Source organism: Cytobacillus sp. FSL W8-0315 (assembly GCF_038002905.1).
Classification (GTDB): Bacteria; Bacillota; Bacilli; order Bacillales; family Cytobacillaceae; genus Cytobacillus; species Cytobacillus pseudoceanisediminis.
Map to the genome: position 1 here is coordinate 3,915,472 of NZ_JBBOOC010000001.1, position 15,641 is coordinate 3,931,112.

The window sequence follows — 15,641 nt, forward strand, 5'->3', positions numbered from 1 at the left end:
TCCTACTTCCACCGAGGTCTAAATTTTATTAATGTTGTAGCCACACTCGCTGGGACTACCGTTAAATTATTCGCACCAGGACGCAGCATGAAAGGACGATTTCGCCAATAATATGCAGTCATATTTACATTGTCATTTATGATGATTTTCCTCTTGGCCAAATCTATTACCAACTTATCTCCCGCAACAAAATTCCAAATAACCCGGACAAAGCCACCAGATTCTTGATGGGTTATTTTATATTCGCTTGCTGCAGCTGTAAAAGTAACATTAATTATTGGAGTAGTCTCTGCTGTTCCAGCATTGTTAATTGATCCAGTTCCTAATGTTACTGTTTTTTCTTCGCCATATTTATATGGATCTGGGCAGATGAATGGGATAACACCTTGTCCAAAATTAACAAGCTCTTCTGGATCAAAGGAGCCATCCACGACGGCATAATATGTGCGATCCGGCTCATCATCTGGAATTAATGGTTTTGGCTCATCATGGATCAACCATGAAGCGAAGTCTTCTTTGAGTTTTTGTAGATTGACACCATCTGCTTCTAATAAAACTGTAATGGGGAACGGCCTCGGTTTGGTTTTTCTCTTTTTTTTCGTATAGGCGCCTGGTCTATTTGGCACCTCTTGGTACTCCCTTTCTATCGGTGCCCAGGGGAGACGGTTACTACTTAAAACTGTGATATAGTTTTTAGTTATTCCGTTAAACGAGAAATTTCTCATGATCTCACCTGACCTTTGTTACTTCTAACCAGCCGTTTATTTTGAGCTTGATTTTCTGTTACAAGGGGAGTAATGGCACGTGCAACTTCCCTTTCATTCATAATGATAGTAGCGCTTAGGCCCTGTGAAATACCCCTCTCAATTTGTCTGAGAAGGTTAATGACTTCTGGATCCATTGCAGCTAGACTACCACCATTTCCAGTTAAGCCGGCATCAATCATTCTCATTAAATTAGCTTGCTGTGCTTCTGTTAAAACCATTTCATTTCTAAGAAGGCGGACATCAATTTCGTTGTGTTGAGGAGCATTAGCAAACTGAGAAGCAAGTCCGCCAACATGAAGTTTTGGCATTTGCCCCCGGCCAACAATCCCTCCTGTATGATAAAGCCCTTCTGGAACCCTTCCTGACTGTCCTGGTGTAGTCACAAGGGCATATCTTTTTTCTCTTATAACTATATCCTTGTAAATGGTCGATCCGATTGTCCGATTCATGCTTTGAGCCTGTCCGGTGATTTCCGAGATTCTACTCTTGACGGAATTCAAATTATCTATTTGTGATTGGATTGCTGAAACAGATCGACGATATTCCTCAGTGTTCCTTTGTGCAACAGGAGTGTTGTTTTGCAGTTTTTGTTTCTGGGTTTCCAGTTTAGAAATAGCCGAATCTAACGCTCTCATTTCTTCGCCTCGTTTAGCGTTGATCCCAACTTGTTTCAATTCGATATCAACCATCTTGCGTTTTACTTCATCCAGCTTGCCAATTTGAGATTGAATTTTATCAAGCTGTTTGGTTTTGCTCAGGATTATCTGAGCTTCATCAGCCTGCTGCTTCTTTATACCTTCAAGTTTCCTGTTTTCCATCTCGATGGTTTCAGTTAGCCTTTCCTGCTCAGCAATGTCGTTGTTAGCTTTTGCTGTTGCAAGCTCCTGCTGTAAACCTCTAAGTTTTTCCGACTGGTCTATTTCTTGTTGATTTAAGAGATTTATTTTTTCCTGTGTGCTATGGATTTTATCTTTAATTTTGCTCTCTTCTTCTAGATACTCAGCCATATTAGCTTCTGCTTTGGTCTTTTGAGCCTCAAGTTCCAGACGAATCATTTCCATTTGCTGCGCATTATATTCTTTTGCTTTGTTTGTATTTTCAGCAATAGCGTTACCTTGGTCTGTGAATGTCGCATTTGTCTCAGGAACTTTTTCTATTAGCTCCTGATTTAACTTCAGCATTTCATTAAATTCCTCATTGGACAGTCCGGATTTCTCTCTGAGCTTTTCTTGTTCATCCTTTAGCCTGGCAATCACATTTGGATCAGCAGTTTTAGCTATTTCTGAATTGATGTCAAGAAATCTTCCCAACTCATCAGTTGAAAGCTTAGATTTTTGACTAAGCTGATCGTATTTATCAATAGTGAGACTTAATGCATCAGCGTTTTCGATCATAGTATTTGCTGTCTCTAAAGTTACTTCTTTCATGTCTTCTTGGTGTACCTTTGCTGCTACAAGCGCACCGCCTAAAAGTGAAAGACCTGTTATTAACCAGCCTGCTGGCCCCATTGATGCCATTAATCCTTTTGTTGCAATTGCAAGCTTTCCAACTGTGGAGATGACGAGCGCAATAGCTGAAGCCGTTCCAGCAAATGCAACACCTGTTTTCACAGCAGAAGTGTCCATCTCCCCAATTGCGCTTAAAACTTCAGCACCTTTTTGGGTTACATCAGTTAGCATGGGCAGAAATTCATTCCCCACGTTAATACTAAGTGTCTCAAAGGCTCCAGTCAGTTCATCTACCGCACCTCTAAGATTATCCTTCATAATGTCTGCAGCTTCTTTGGATGCCCCGGCTGAATTCTGCAGGGACTTTGTAAACTCATTTAATTGGTTGACCCCGCCATCCATTACTGCCAGCATACCCGCTGAGGCTTCGGTACCCACAAGCTTAGCGACCGTTGCAACTTTTTCTGCTTGAGTCATGTCTTTTGTAGACTCTGCCAAATCTCCAAATATTTCAGCGAGACTTTTTGCCTCTCCATTACTGTCCTGCATAGAAAACCCAAGATTTTTCATCATTTTCTCTTGTTCCTTAGCAGGATTATTTAATGCAAGAAGTGCCGCTCTTAATGCAGTACCTGCATTGGAACCATCAAGTCCCGCATTTGTCATTATTCCAATTGCGGCTGATACTTCTTCTATGTTTAAACCTAAAGAGTTTGCTACAGGTCCGACATATTTAAATGCATAACCCATATCATCGACACTGGCTGCTGAAATGTTCGCTGCCGTAGCTAAGATATCTGCAACTTTTGAAGCCTCCGCTGCTTCCATTTGGAACCCATTCAAAGCAGAGGCGACAACATCAGCAGTAAGTGCCAAATCACTTCCTGATGCCTCAGCTGCAGCAATAACACCCGGCATAGCCTCGATAATTTGGTTAGCATTAAACCCTTTTGCGGCCATATCCTCGAATGCGATTGCTACTTCGCTTGCAGATTTGCTCGTAGACGCTCCTAACTCAAGTGCTGTTTCATTTAAACTTTGAAATTCTTCCTCGGTAGCACCAGAAATAGCTTTTACTCTGGTCATTTGGAATTCAAAATCAGCTGCTTGCTTAACACTAACACCCACACCAGCTACAATTGCTCCGCCGATGGCTAATGATGCCTTTTGTATTGTTGAAAGCATTTCCTCAATGCTGGCAGCTGCAGAGCCGGCTCCTTCTTCTGCTGCCGGTCCGAGTTCTTCTACAGCGCCGCCTAAATCTGAAACGGTATTTGCTGTCTCTCCTGATAATTCATTGACACTTCCAATTCGATCCTCTAAATCGCCGGCCAATTCAGTTGCGGGAACAATTCCATTTCGTGCAGCTTGACTTAAAGAAGAAGTGGAAGAACTTAGACTACTCATTGCGCGGCTCGTGGCTCTAGTGGAATTCGCCGTTGATAACAAGGAGGTTCTGGTTTGCTGTATCCCCCGCTGAAATTCTTGAGCCTGTAGTGTTAATTTGGCACGCAATTCACCCAGTTCAGTTGCCATTCAATTACCTCCTTTCTATTTGGTTTTGTTTGCTCCAAAATTGGTCATGATACGAAGCTCTTCCATTTTGTCTCTATTGAATTCTAATCCTGGCTGTTTCTTTAAGCCCTTGGTTAGGTTACTCATGAATTTCTTATAATCATCCTCGGCTAGAGTTCGATGGTTGGTAGCCAGCAGTATTAAAATCTGCTCCAGGATTTTTTCATTTTTCTCTTTGGCTTTTTCTTCGAGAAGCTGTGGCAAATCCTTAAAATAATATTGCGTCTCGAGCACCTTAGGAGGAACATCAAGGATAAAAGAAGCTCTATTCATAAATTCTTCAAATGGGATTTTGCCCTCTACACTTCCGTCTTTTGAGGTAGAAGGCTTTTGAGGTTTTTTGCCATTTCGTCTAATTTGTTTCTCTGAACCGTTTTAGTAAGGAATTCAATAATTTCGTGCAGAGCGACATTCTTTCGAATATAATCCACTTCTACCTCGCTTAATAAGGCAACAATTTCAGTCACTTCATCCAGCGCTAATTGGCAAGCCGAAACAACAACAGTGTAAAAATCTTTTTTGGGAGCAAGCAGCACTTGCACGATAAGACCTGGAAGCATATCCACTTTCTCAAATAATTTCTTCCAGCGATCAGGTGTTAACTTTGGTATTTCAACTTTTTTCTCATGTAGATACATCTCGTTTCCCGTTAAGGAATTCTTAAAGATATTTAGCATAGGGAACCTCCAAATAAATGAGAGAGTGCATTAGCACCCTCTCATTTCAAAATTATTCAGGAATGACAACAGACTCGTCTCCGAGGAAATACAGAAGGCCAGTGCTGTCCGGATAACCGACAAATGTGATATTACATACACGCTCATTATCAGAATTATAGGTCCATTCTACATCCGCAATTGGGGAGGCAAGGGGAATGGTAATATAATCATTTGCTGTTGTGCCTTCAGATGTAGGCTTAATAACCAGTTGATCTGCATCACCCAGAAGGTTATAGCCAGCATTTGCATAGACATTCAACCTCTTTTTAATCGCTTCTGGATTAGTGGCATCTTCGCCATATTTACTATCTGGAGTCACGATTCCAAGCTTTTTTAAATCATGTAAAGCAAACGGAACAACCGCCTGACATGTGCGGCCTTTAAGTATTGATTTCACGGGGGTATCGCCATATTGATCCACTGTAACATCCTGTTTTGAAGTATTAGCACTGAAGACAATACCTCCTTTAGTGATATCAAATACCGTAGGCGTTGTGGTGCCAAATTCAACCTCTGCAGGCCCGATAGGTACGTCAATTACTGGCATTTATAACTCTCCCTTCTAAGTTACAGGCTGAATTCTCAACCTGAAATTCGTTGAATAAACTGGTCTATCGAAAGTGTCCAGCCCAATTGGGATGGGATTACTCTGCATTGACCTGATGAAATAAACAAAATTAGCACCGATAATTTTGTGATTTATCTCGTGCATCCGATTAATCAGCTTCTTTGCTAGCTGCTCTGTCTCATCCATCTGGGATGAATCAGCTTTATAACTCTTTCCTTTGACAATCACCTGGAATGTTGGAAATTCCATCGGCAGTTCCTCATCCGGCTCACTTCCTCCAGAACCAAAAACAAAGAGAGCCGGCAATTGGCTCTCTTCAACATCAGGTATAAAGTTAGGATCAGGAAAAACATTAAATCCTTCTTTTGTGAGATAATCAATAAATTCCTTTGCCCTCACATTATCACCTCAAAATCTTAGAGCATTGCTCAATTCCTGGATGATAAGCCGTTCATTTATTTTGATGGCATTTTCTAAATACTTGGCGCCAGGCATATACCCTTTATGAGGTCCTTTGCTTCTAGTTTTCTCTCCAGGAGACAAGCTGACAACATTGCCGCCTTTTGTTCTTCGAAATCCTTCATGCTGAACGACTGCATAATCATCCACTTCTGGGCTGGTGCCCAATTCGATAAACATCCGTGAGATTCTCTTTTTGACTTCTCCAACCACTAAAGCCGCTTCAAGATCACCAGAATCCAGAGGTGCAAGCCTTTTAGCATCTTCAATTACTTTCTGAGCTAATTTGGTGAGTATCTGATCCATCTTTCGTTCCATTTCCTGTTCAATCCGGTCAAGTGTCAGTATCATGGCATCAATACCCTCAATATCAAAACTGTATACATTACGGCTGCTAGCCATAGACAATCACCTTCTTAACCTCATCTGTACCCATTTGCTTTTTTATTTCGATATGCTGCACATCATACCTGACAGTCCGGGCCAGTGCGTTTACATACTCAAAATAATCATTAGAAGTGATAAGATGAGCACCTTCCAAATGAATTTCGGCATTGGATTGAACCTCTTCACCCTGGCCGTTCTTGATTTCCTTTTGTTCCTCAACTACTTTTGCTGATTTAACTTCAGGAATATAACCGGTTACACGATTCCAGTTATCTGATTGAGCCTTGTAATGGGTAACGATTGCAGGGTAACCAAATAGACTCATATCAATCGGCCGCCTTCAAGAATCACAGGAGCTTCTTCTATCAACTCAAAGGCAGGAGGTCCAAGGATTTCCCTTACATCGGGAGAAACCTTATCCCTTGAAGCATAATCAATGCGATCGCTGCCTTCACTGACTGATTTGACACCCTGCTTTTGGAACTTAAGCGCGGGATCCATTCCCTGTAGTTCCCAAATGGACTGATATGCAACCGTCTCATCAGTTAATTCTGCATCAGGATACCAGCGAACAAGATTTCGTGATGCTTGAGTAACAGCAATTTCCTTCTCTTCGGAACCGACCCACGCTTTCCGGTCTAAAATGTTCCTGAGAATCCAAAGATCAACGTTTTCAAGAGTAGGCATTTATATCACCTACTCTTTTTCTTTTTTAGATTTCTTCTTATCGCCACCAGTGTCTTCGTCGCTTTTCTTTACCGACTCAATTTCTTCTGCTGCCCCCATCTTAACCAGGCGCTCGCCTTCTTCTTGCTTCACTTTAATTGTTGCATCCGCATCATACCATTTGCCGTTGTGCTTAACTTTTCCTTTTAATTTCAATTCCATTTGAATCATCCTTTCAGTTATTGTATTGGGCACCAGCTTCAAGCCGATGCCCTGTCTCCGATTAAAGAACAGTCGCAGTGACGATGGAGTCATTAAGTCCAAGAGAAGGGAAAGCAAGATTGACACCGATTGTTTCAACTCGGATCGGATGCTCATTCACCTTGCGGAAGACATAGATTCCATTGCTATCAGTCTTCTCTGCTTGAATATCGGCCATCATTTCTTCTGTCGTCTCTGCCCATAGATAATGTCCTAATGGACCTTCTGGCAACATAACGAAACGATTCTGAGGCGCCATCCGAACATTTGTAAAGGATAGATTGCCGTTATCTAAAGCTCTGTTTTCTACACGTGCCTGCGCATCGTACGCAATAACCTTCGGCAACCCCTGAGAAGTAAACAATTCATCCAACTGAGCCTTATTAAGCTGTGGCGGATTTGCAGAACCTGAAGGATCACCGTGGTAAGCAATGCGGATATTCTTATTCTGAAGAAGATAAGAAATAACCTGACGAGATGCAAGAGCACGTGGCAGAACAATGCCTTTATCAGCAAAAGTATTTGTCCAAGTCATGATGTCATCAAGTGGGTTTGAGTTTACTGTATCACTCCAAAGATCAGTGCCACTAAGAACTGGTTTTTGTTCGTTAGTAAATCCGAAATCGACTGTGAATTTAACTCCACCCTCAGCGTAAGTAACGCCGCCAGTAGTTACAGACTGGATTGCGATCCATTCTTTACGAGCTTTGATCGCATCCACTGCATAATCTGCATCATTCAGCTGCGTGCGGCGAATTTCTGCGACTTCATTGTTTCGAAGGCCGCCTTGAAGGAGGATTCGAACCAGCTTTTCATCCATAGCACGTCCTCGCTGAATTTTAGGAATTGTAATGCGCTGTCCTGTCATCCCCTCGCGGCTGCCGTATTCAACTTGCGACCCCAGTTCAGCGATTTGCGCCATCACCGGAAGACGGGAACCTTCACGAACTACATCCACTGTCAATTCAGACGTTTCACGTGCCGGGAACAGCAGCTCGTGTAAGTAGTTATTTGGTGTTGCCAGGTTTCGGGAATAAACAATCAGCTCTTCGCCGGATAATGCTTGCTCTAGCCCTAACAGTTCAGGACCGGCAAAGGTTTGGATATCGAGTTTTAACAAGAATTTAGACATTCATGGATCATCCTTTCAAATTGTGTTAAATAAAAAAGCCATCCCTAAAGAATAGAAATGACTTAAGCGAATTGAATTAATGGCATTTTATCTTTTAATGCTTGATCGACGGCTACTGGAATACGATCTGTAATGACTTTAGCCATTTCATATCCTCCAACAACATGATCTCCGTCAGAAACATCAACTGTTTGCTTCAGGATGACTGAAGGGCTCTCACTGCCATTAGTGCCAGCTGCGTTGTATGGAACGTATTTCCCATTTGCCAGCTTGCTTAAAGGCATGCCCTTTAAAATGACTTTCTTTCCATCACCACTAGCTGTCACGGCTGCTGAATCGATGGTAATTCCATTAACAACTTCCCTGATCGCTTCATAGGAAGCCAGGATTTCATAAGAATCTTGCACTTCAAAACTTGTAACTGGTTGTAAACGCATAAATGATTCCTCCTTTAAATTTTAAGCCCACGGGTTATTAGCTGCGGTTTGTTGAGTGCCGCGGTTTGTGGCCATTTTCTTAATGTTTTCCAGTGATTCCTTTTGACGCTGCTGGTTGTTCGGGATTGGAGCGCCGAACTGACCGTTCTTTGACTGTTTAAGAAGGTGTGGTTTCTTCTTGCTAAGAGCTTCCAGAGCTTCTTTGACCCCAACGATATTGCCTTTGTCATCTTCTTTTACTTCAGTAAGTTCAGCAAGGGCCAGGGCATCTTCCCAATCTGCGAACCCGAGTTCATTCGCTAATACTTTAACCTCGGCATTTACCAGGCGTTTAAATGTCTTGTCTCTCTCTTCCTTCAGCTTTGCTTCAACAACTGCATCTACATTGACTGGATCAGGATCTTTTTCTTTCCCCTGGCCAGTTTTTGTAGCTGGAGGTTCTTTTGTCTTTAGAGCCTCCTGCATTGCTTCTACTGACTCAAAACCAAGAGATGTGGCTAATTCCTTTTGACCTTTCTTTTCGGCACGGGAGAGACGCTTGTTTAAGTCTTCCTGCGTTTTAAAGGTGGCAAAAGCTTCTTCACCCGTTCCACCCTCTGCTCCAGCACCGGCGGCTCCTCCTGGATCAGCTCCGGAACCACCGGCACCACCAGGATCACCTGCAAAGGTTTGAAGACATCCAACAGATAACAGAAACGGCTTTTTAACTTCAACTTTCCTTACCTCTTTTTCCTTGGCAAAGAGTAGCCAGATCCAAGTAAATAATGTGTATAGATATTTCATAACTTCCTCCTAATTTTGAGCCTCAGTAGGCTTTTTCCGTGATGTTCTTTTACGCCTGCAGCACGTAAAAAGGCAAAGTAAAAAAGAGCCTATAAAAAAGCTCTTTTCCCAAGTAGTGTATCTATTTCATTGTCCTAGGGGCCTTCTCCTAAAAGTCTCCTTCATTTTAGAGATTCTCTATTCACCATGACTGTAGTAAATTTATCCATCCTTTAAAAGCCATTATTATAATTGCCCATGGGATGATTATCACGCCAGACCATGCCAATAAAGTTCTCATGATCAAAAAAGTACCTCCTAAAAATCTTCTTCAATAATAACTATTAGGGGTTTCCTGGAAATATCCTTACTTTTCAACTTCGCTTCTTGATTTCTCCGCCAATCTTACGGTAATCTTCTATCCATTCTTGATACAGCTTAGTGTTTCGGGATTTCTGGCCCGCAAATGTTTTTAAATCAGGAAGATCAGGCATCCTGGCTTTGTAGCGAATCCATTGTTTCCTGGCTTTATTCTTTTTGGATTTTTCATGCTGTATCTTTTCATACTTCCGGATATTAGCTTCAGTACGGCTGTCAATAAACGGCTTATTTGAATCCTTTAAAGCCTTTTTCACATCCAGTTCATCCTGATACTCTTCCACCCAAGCAGCTGTACTGTGAACACAATGCCCGTGATAGGGGGGCTTCACAGTTAGTTTTGGGAAACGTTCATCATTTCCGCTGATGCTATACACTCTGCCTTGGTATTTAGCGCAGATATCACAGGTTATCCCAACTGAATTGACATAAACCAAATCCTGGCCGGTCTCTGCAAGCCGATTCAGATTTCCTTCAACATGAGCCTGGCGCTGATGATACTGGATCACATTCGCCATGTACTTATCGATGGGAATCTGAGCTCCGTTCTTTGCAGTGATGCCGGTGATGCCCTTTGCAGTCATTTCAGCTATAGCATCCTTTGTTGCTTGTCGTCTAGAGACACCTTCAATCAATGATCTCCTGTTTGCCCGGAATACAACTTCCTCGATTCTTTCTTTCACATCAGCAGTCGCATTATCGTTTGCTTCCAGGATCCTATAAAAGGTTTCATCGACAATAGCCTGAACCGCTCTTACATGGATGACTGTTTTTAAAGTTGGTTCGATAGCTTCTTCAGCAATGCCTTGGGCTATCAACTGCCGAATAGCTTCAGTTGAACCAGCTTTATACGATTCCTCAATAATCTCCCTTGCCGTTTCAGCAGCATTCTCTGAAAGGTTCGCGATGATCTCACGTATCTGCCTGAGAAGCTGCTCCTTTCTCCTTTTGGTTGGTCCTTCTTCTAATGAACGGATAAGACCAAGCAAGTAAAAGTTGGCTTCTTGATACATTTGGATAAGCTTTTCATTTTTGTCCATTATTCATCATCACCAAAATAAAAAGCCGCTCATTTAGCGACTTCTTTTAGTTTCTGTATTTCCTGTTTGATATTTTTTTCTAACTCTTCAATTTTTGCATGCAGCTTATTGTGCTGTTTAACAGTAGTGGCAGACTGTAACTTTCTCCAAAGCATTTTCATTTCTGCTTGCTTTGTTCTAATACTTTGATTAATTATAAATGCAACATATTCTTTGCCGCAGTTCGGGCAAACAAAGAAGTTTTTCTCACTGCCATCCTCTGTTATTTTCATTTGCATGGAAACTTCAAATTCTTTATTACATTCATCGCAAACGGCATTAGTAGGTTGTGACATTTTTATCACCTCTCCCTATAAGTATATCTTATTCATCATCGCCGATTGAAGTCTTAGGTGGCTGATTAAGAACAGGAGATAAGCCGTCCACCGCTTGGAGCTCCAAAATCTTTTCGATTTCAGCAGTAATAGCCTCTTCAGACCAATCAGGATGGAGATTCCGAATAGTTGTCTCAAGCGACTGAACGCCGCCTTCAAATTTCTTGATTTCCTCTTCATCCTTTTCACTGTCTGCTTTCGGCAGCATATCCGCCCACTCTACTACAGGCTCAACGTCTTTAAAGGCTGTGCCGCCCAATGCATTCTCAAGAATGATACATTTTCTGATGGCTTCTTTAATAGCTGAGTCGAACTTATCCTGAATAGCTTCAGCTTTGATTACTGATTGAATCCATTCATAAAGAATCGCAATAGCAGAACGGCCTCCATTTTCAGTATCCATACCGGTAGCCTGGGCAGAGGTTTTAGATACAGAAAGCATTTTCTGTATGAGCCGCTCAACATGCTTAAAAGAGTGTTCTATCTTAGCATCCCATGTAATGTACATTGGAACTGCACCGTTCTTTTCATCATAGCTAACTACTTCAAGGTCAGCATTTCGAACAAAGCGTTCACCGTAATAGGTTTTATTTTGACCTGCAACAGAATCCCACAATCTGCTGGGTATCGCGAGTTTTGGCTTTCCGTGCTTTTCAAAGACTATAGAGTCTCGGGTGATTGTCCAGTTGATTTCCTCTTGAATACCATCGATATTCCGAAGACCTGAACGTCCCCGGGGGGTTAATAGAGTTTCATCATTTGGAATATAGCCACACATCAGCTCTGTGATTCCTTCGAGCCCCTGGTCGTCTGGGATAACGATGCTAAATTGCTGGGCGTATTCCTGAATATCCTTTTCCTCTTTGACCGTTTCCCCGTCCATTTTGAAAACCAGCTGCTTGATAATCAATTTGTTTTCCTCAAGCCTTTGACGTTCTACTCTCAGGAATTTTTCGTCCCCGTGTTCTTCAACCCAGGGGATGTCTGCGCCAAGATCATCATCATGTTCATAATACATGTCTGCAGGCTTCCATTCGAACCAGGTTCCTTTCGCATCTCTTCGGATACGGTAAGCTACTCCACCATCAACCTGGTGCTGAACAACTGCCGCCCAAATCTTTTGGTTTATCTTCGAAGTCTTTGCTACTTGCTGCACAAAATCCAGCAGCTGTTTATCCTTTTCAGTATCAGCAGAAATGTTTCCCAAGGATCTGTTTATCAAGTCTGCAGGAAGCTCTGCAATAACAGAAGAAAAATTCACAACCACATAATGGTGCTGTGCTGCTTTCTCCACCTGCTTTCTCAGATAAGCTTTTCTTGGCTTCCTGATGTACCTGGTGACTTGTGTTTCTTTTGCCAGCTCCTGAGCTCTCGGAAAAATGTTCTCGTGATTGCCGTCGTATAAATCCCGGAAGTATTGGATCTGCTGCACTTCCTCGTCAAATGGAGGAGGCGGGAACCTCTCCTTCAGATAAACAATTGTCATGATTTCACCTCGCTTTTATGCAGTTTTTTATTCAAGAAACTTGGGAAATTTAAGTCAGAGACAAAATAAAAACACCGTCAAATCAACGATGTATAAAATCCTACATATTCGATTATTTTAGAGTGTCGATATATCAATGTTTCTGAGTAATCTAACTTCCTGAAATTACTATTATGTTAACTGTGATTGTATAACGTATTCACATTACCAGCCTGATGGCCTTTCATTTGACCAAGCAAGGACTTTACCAAGACTAGAATGTACTGCATATCTCAATCCATCAAGGCAATGGTCATTCTCTTTTATCGGCTTGTCCTCTCCCCGCTGCTGGGCTTTTTCATCCCATACATACGAGGATAATTCCCTTAATGTTTCTACACAGCTCTCATGAACAAATAACCGTTTGTTCTCGAATAGATTACTAATGCTCTGGATTCCATCCAATACCGCATTATCTGCATGAACTGGATAAATGCCATCCTCTTCTAGCTGTGCAATTAAAGGGGTAGCCGACGGGTCAACGTATACCGTTACATAAAGGTTGCCGATAAACTCTTTTAAATCCTTAGAATATGCACTAACGGTTTTTTGCTTATTTTGTTTTCTCCCGTTGTAATAGTACTCCTTCAGTACATAGTAATTTTCACCTGAACGTCCAATGAGCAGGAAGGTTGTCGGGTTATTTGTACCAAAGTCAATGCCTATGAGATATTCATCAATTCGTTCTTGCAGCTCTTGAAATGTATGCTCATCACGATTAAACATATCATAAATAATGCCTTCAGCAAGAACCCACAATCCAAGTATAAAGCGCTGGTAGAAAATGCCCTTATACATTCTCTTATAACGTTCTTTTACTTTTTGAGATAAGGATAGATTATCATCCATTGTAAAATGGATATGCAGCATGTTCTTATCATTTAATTGATCCAGGTACTCAACTTTAAACCAATGGTGTGGCCCAGCAGGGTTACAGTTAAACCAAAACTTTGCACCCTCAACTGAACAACGCGCAGTTGCTTGGTTAACAAACGATTTCGGCATTAATGCCACTTCATCAAAGAACATACCAGCTAAAGTGATACCCTGAATTAGATCCTGTGAACCTTCATCCTTACCGCCAAAAACATAAAAGTAATTTGTTTTACCTTTATAGGTTATGGTCAGGAAGTTATCTGCCCTATGATCTTTAACTGCGTAGCCTCTTGCTTTCAGCATCCGCTTTAGTGGAGTAATAACATTCCTCCGGAAAGAACCAATTGTTTTACCGGCCATGCCAAGGTTCATTTCATGAAAGGTGTCCATCGCCCACATAACATAGGAAAGGGACATTACGACTGTTTTCCCACCACGGACTGAACCGTCGCAGATGATGCCATCCTTCTCCTTTACCGGCGAACCTTCTCGCCACCAAGTAAGAACCTTCTTTTGCTTTATAGAAAAAGGTTTGAAGGTAAAAGGAGCTGGCTTTTTTCTTTGGGGTTTAACAGACAGAAAAGAAAATTGCTTAACTTTCTTCTTCGGTAGAGTGATCATCTTTCCACACCTCCGAAGTTGTAGCATTTAAAGCAGCTTCAAAGCCATCATCTTCATACTCTTCCTCTTCATTGGCTCCAAATGCTTTATGATGAGCAATTTTGAGTTTTTCTTCCTCAACACGGCGTTTAAAATGATCAGGTAACAAATCAAAGTACCTATCCAATTTATCCAATGCCCACTTGCGATCTTCGAGCTTAATTGAAACACCATCTTTCCCTTGCTTAACCTCTGAAATAATGGTGCCATCAACAAAGCCTGAGTCCTTGAAATCAACGTAATTAACTTCCTTCATAACCTGGCTACCTTCTTCATCTTTCACTGGCCCAAATGGACCCATGACAGGCACTTCCCTTTGCCCAAAAGTTAGGTAGTCCGTGATATCGGAGAAGGCAATCTTAATGTACTTATTAAGCACGTCCACGGCATCAATAAAGAGCTCGTTTGTCATGTGCTTCTTAACCCGTTTGATTTCTTCCCGAACCTTAACATTTCCTAACAGCCTTGGACCTTGAACATGTGCAGTCACTTTTGAATATCCCGCATTAATGGCAGACTGTGTTGCATTGAAGCTTCTCACATAATAAAGACAGAAAAGCCTTTGTTTCTCAGTAAGTTCACTATCTTCGAGAAAGTTATCCAATGTTACTTCCGATGCAGCATACTCATTTAAAACTCTTTCTTTTTTGGTTGCATCTTTTTGTTTTGGGGTTGCAACCTTTTTCTTTTTGGTTGCATCCTTTTTAGTTGGATCCCTTGACCATCCTTCACGGCTTTTCCTGCTTTTTAAGGTACCGATCTTGACATCATATCTTTCAGCAAGTGCGTTTAATGTGATCTTAGAAGTCTCAAATTCTCTTCTTATTTCATCCCAGTTCATTACATGGCACCTACCCCCTGTCTAAATTACCCCAATAGAAAAAGCACCCTCGAAAGGATGCTAATATTTTTATCTAATATATTCATTTAGGTTTTATAGAGAATCATTGCTGTGTAGGTTTCCATTTCTGTTAATGGTTCATTATTTACAGCAAGTTTCACATCAATAATTTCATGATTACTTAAATCACTTAACGCTTTATTAAGACTTTCTTGGAATTCTTTACGATATTCTGAGACAACATGGGTTTGAATCATATAAAATACCTCCTTTCGTCTACTAAATTCGACACAAGGAGATATTCCCCTGCAAAAGAACAAAGCTCAATAATTCATAGTCATTTTCATACCAGAATCTGTTTCAATAATTGTTTTTCCAAAATGCAGCTGGTTATCCTTCATTACTTGGTAAAGTATTGCAGAGACACGATCGATCATATCCTCGTCTTGTTCATCGAATCCTGCTTCTTTAAAGCATGCATGCAGAAGTTCGTGGACAAAGGTTTGTTCTTTTCTATCTGCAGCCATGCTATCATCTATTTCGATTATTCCTTTAAAATAATTAATCTGTCCAAGATTGTTAAACTTTTCTAAATTCCCTTCAACCTCTTTGACCTGGTACTCTATGCCTGCCACTTTCACTTTGCTTGGAATCAAATTTCATACACCTCTTTTCTATAATTCAATAACTGAAACTTATGTAATTACCGATTCACAATAAGTACTCCTTATATATATAGGTGGCATTCGGAGGACAAAAAAGCCTC

Annotated in this window: 20 protein-coding genes; all 20 read right to left on the minus strand. The window is 41.3% G+C overall.

Going from position 1 to position 15,641, the window contains the following annotated elements; genetic code table 11:
* Positions 1-2: 2 nt before the first annotated feature.
* Complete coding sequence (locus MKY20_RS20020) at positions 3-725, minus strand: distal tail protein Dit (protein WP_341002655.1); 723 nt, start codon at positions 723-725, stop codon at positions 3-5.
* Positions 722-3,751 (minus strand): phage tail tape measure protein, encoded by a 3,030-nt coding sequence (locus MKY20_RS20025; protein ID WP_341002657.1) that lies wholly within the window; start codon positions 3,749-3,751, stop codon positions 722-724. The genes MKY20_RS20020 and MKY20_RS20025 overlap by 4 nt, the downstream gene beginning before the upstream one ends.
* Positions 3,752-3,766: 15 nt before the next feature.
* Positions 3,767-4,063, minus strand: coding sequence for a hypothetical protein (locus MKY20_RS20030; RefSeq protein ID WP_341002658.1), 297 nt, complete (start codon positions 4,061-4,063; stop codon positions 3,767-3,769).
* 26 nt (positions 4,064-4,089) lie between these two features.
* Positions 4,090-4,467, minus strand: coding sequence for a hypothetical protein (locus MKY20_RS20035; RefSeq protein ID WP_341002659.1), 378 nt, complete (start codon positions 4,465-4,467; stop codon positions 4,090-4,092).
* A 52-nt stretch (positions 4,468-4,519) separates the two neighbouring features.
* Positions 4,520-5,056, minus strand: coding sequence for a hypothetical protein (locus MKY20_RS20040; RefSeq protein WP_341002661.1), 537 nt, complete (start codon positions 5,054-5,056; stop codon positions 4,520-4,522).
* Between the two features lie 15 nt (positions 5,057-5,071).
* On the minus strand, positions 5,072-5,476 hold the full coding sequence (locus MKY20_RS20045; protein WP_341002662.1) for a minor capsid protein: 405 nt from the start codon (positions 5,474-5,476) through the stop codon (positions 5,072-5,074).
* 9 nt (positions 5,477-5,485) lie between these two features.
* Entirely contained in the window at positions 5,486-5,938 is a 453-nt protein-coding gene (locus tag MKY20_RS20050; protein WP_341002664.1) for an HK97 gp10 family phage protein, read from the minus strand.
* Entirely contained in the window at positions 5,931-6,248 is a 318-nt protein-coding gene (locus MKY20_RS20055) for a hypothetical protein (RefSeq protein ID WP_341002666.1), read from the minus strand. Before MKY20_RS20055 ends, MKY20_RS20050 begins: the two co-directional genes overlap by 8 nt.
* Entirely contained in the window at positions 6,245-6,610 is a 366-nt protein-coding gene (locus MKY20_RS20060; RefSeq protein ID WP_341002667.1) for a hypothetical protein, read from the minus strand. The genes MKY20_RS20055 and MKY20_RS20060 overlap by 4 nt, the downstream gene beginning before the upstream one ends.
* Before the next feature lie 9 nt (positions 6,611-6,619).
* The gene (locus tag MKY20_RS20065; protein WP_341002669.1) at positions 6,620-6,811 is read right to left on the minus strand and encodes a DUF7210 family protein; all 192 of its coding nucleotides are present in this window, start codon (positions 6,809-6,811) and stop codon (positions 6,620-6,622) included.
* A gap of 61 nt (positions 6,812-6,872) precedes the next feature.
* Positions 6,873-7,982: a major capsid protein gene (locus tag MKY20_RS20070; protein WP_341002672.1), complete on the minus strand. Its 1,110-nt coding sequence runs from the start codon at positions 7,980-7,982 to the stop codon at positions 6,873-6,875.
* Between the two features lie 62 nt (positions 7,983-8,044).
* Positions 8,045-8,419, minus strand: a complete 375-nt coding sequence (locus tag MKY20_RS20075) for a head decoration protein (protein WP_341002674.1) — start codon at positions 8,417-8,419, stop codon at positions 8,045-8,047.
* Between the two features lie 21 nt (positions 8,420-8,440).
* A complete protein-coding gene (locus MKY20_RS20080; RefSeq protein WP_341002677.1) occupies positions 8,441-9,202 on the minus strand; it encodes a scaffolding protein in 762 nt (253 codons plus the stop codon).
* Positions 9,203-9,555: 353 nt separating this feature from the next.
* On the minus strand, positions 9,556-10,599 hold the full coding sequence (locus MKY20_RS20085) for a phage minor capsid protein (protein ID WP_341002679.1): 1,044 nt from the start codon (positions 10,597-10,599) through the stop codon (positions 9,556-9,558).
* Between the two features lie 29 nt (positions 10,600-10,628).
* Positions 10,629-10,943, minus strand: a complete 315-nt coding sequence (locus MKY20_RS20090; protein WP_341002681.1) for a hypothetical protein — start codon at positions 10,941-10,943, stop codon at positions 10,629-10,631.
* Between the two features lie 19 nt (positions 10,944-10,962).
* Positions 10,963-12,459 (minus strand): phage portal protein, encoded by a 1,497-nt coding sequence (locus tag MKY20_RS20095; RefSeq protein WP_341002682.1) that lies wholly within the window; start codon positions 12,457-12,459, stop codon positions 10,963-10,965.
* A gap of 204 nt (positions 12,460-12,663) precedes the next feature.
* Complete coding sequence (locus MKY20_RS20100) at positions 12,664-13,995, minus strand: PBSX family phage terminase large subunit (protein ID WP_341002684.1); 1,332 nt, start codon at positions 13,993-13,995, stop codon at positions 12,664-12,666.
* The gene (locus tag MKY20_RS20105; RefSeq protein ID WP_341002686.1) at positions 13,967-14,875 is read right to left on the minus strand and encodes a terminase small subunit; all 909 of its coding nucleotides are present in this window, start codon (positions 14,873-14,875) and stop codon (positions 13,967-13,969) included. The genes MKY20_RS20100 and MKY20_RS20105 overlap by 29 nt, the downstream gene beginning before the upstream one ends.
* An 86-nt stretch (positions 14,876-14,961) precedes the next feature.
* A complete protein-coding gene (locus tag MKY20_RS20110) occupies positions 14,962-15,132 on the minus strand; it encodes a sporulation protein Cse60 (RefSeq protein ID WP_341002688.1) in 171 nt (56 codons plus the stop codon).
* Between the two features lie 66 nt (positions 15,133-15,198).
* Complete coding sequence (locus MKY20_RS20115; protein ID WP_341002689.1) at positions 15,199-15,531, minus strand: ImmA/IrrE family metallo-endopeptidase; 333 nt, start codon at positions 15,529-15,531, stop codon at positions 15,199-15,201.
* Positions 15,532-15,641 lie beyond the last annotated feature (110 nt).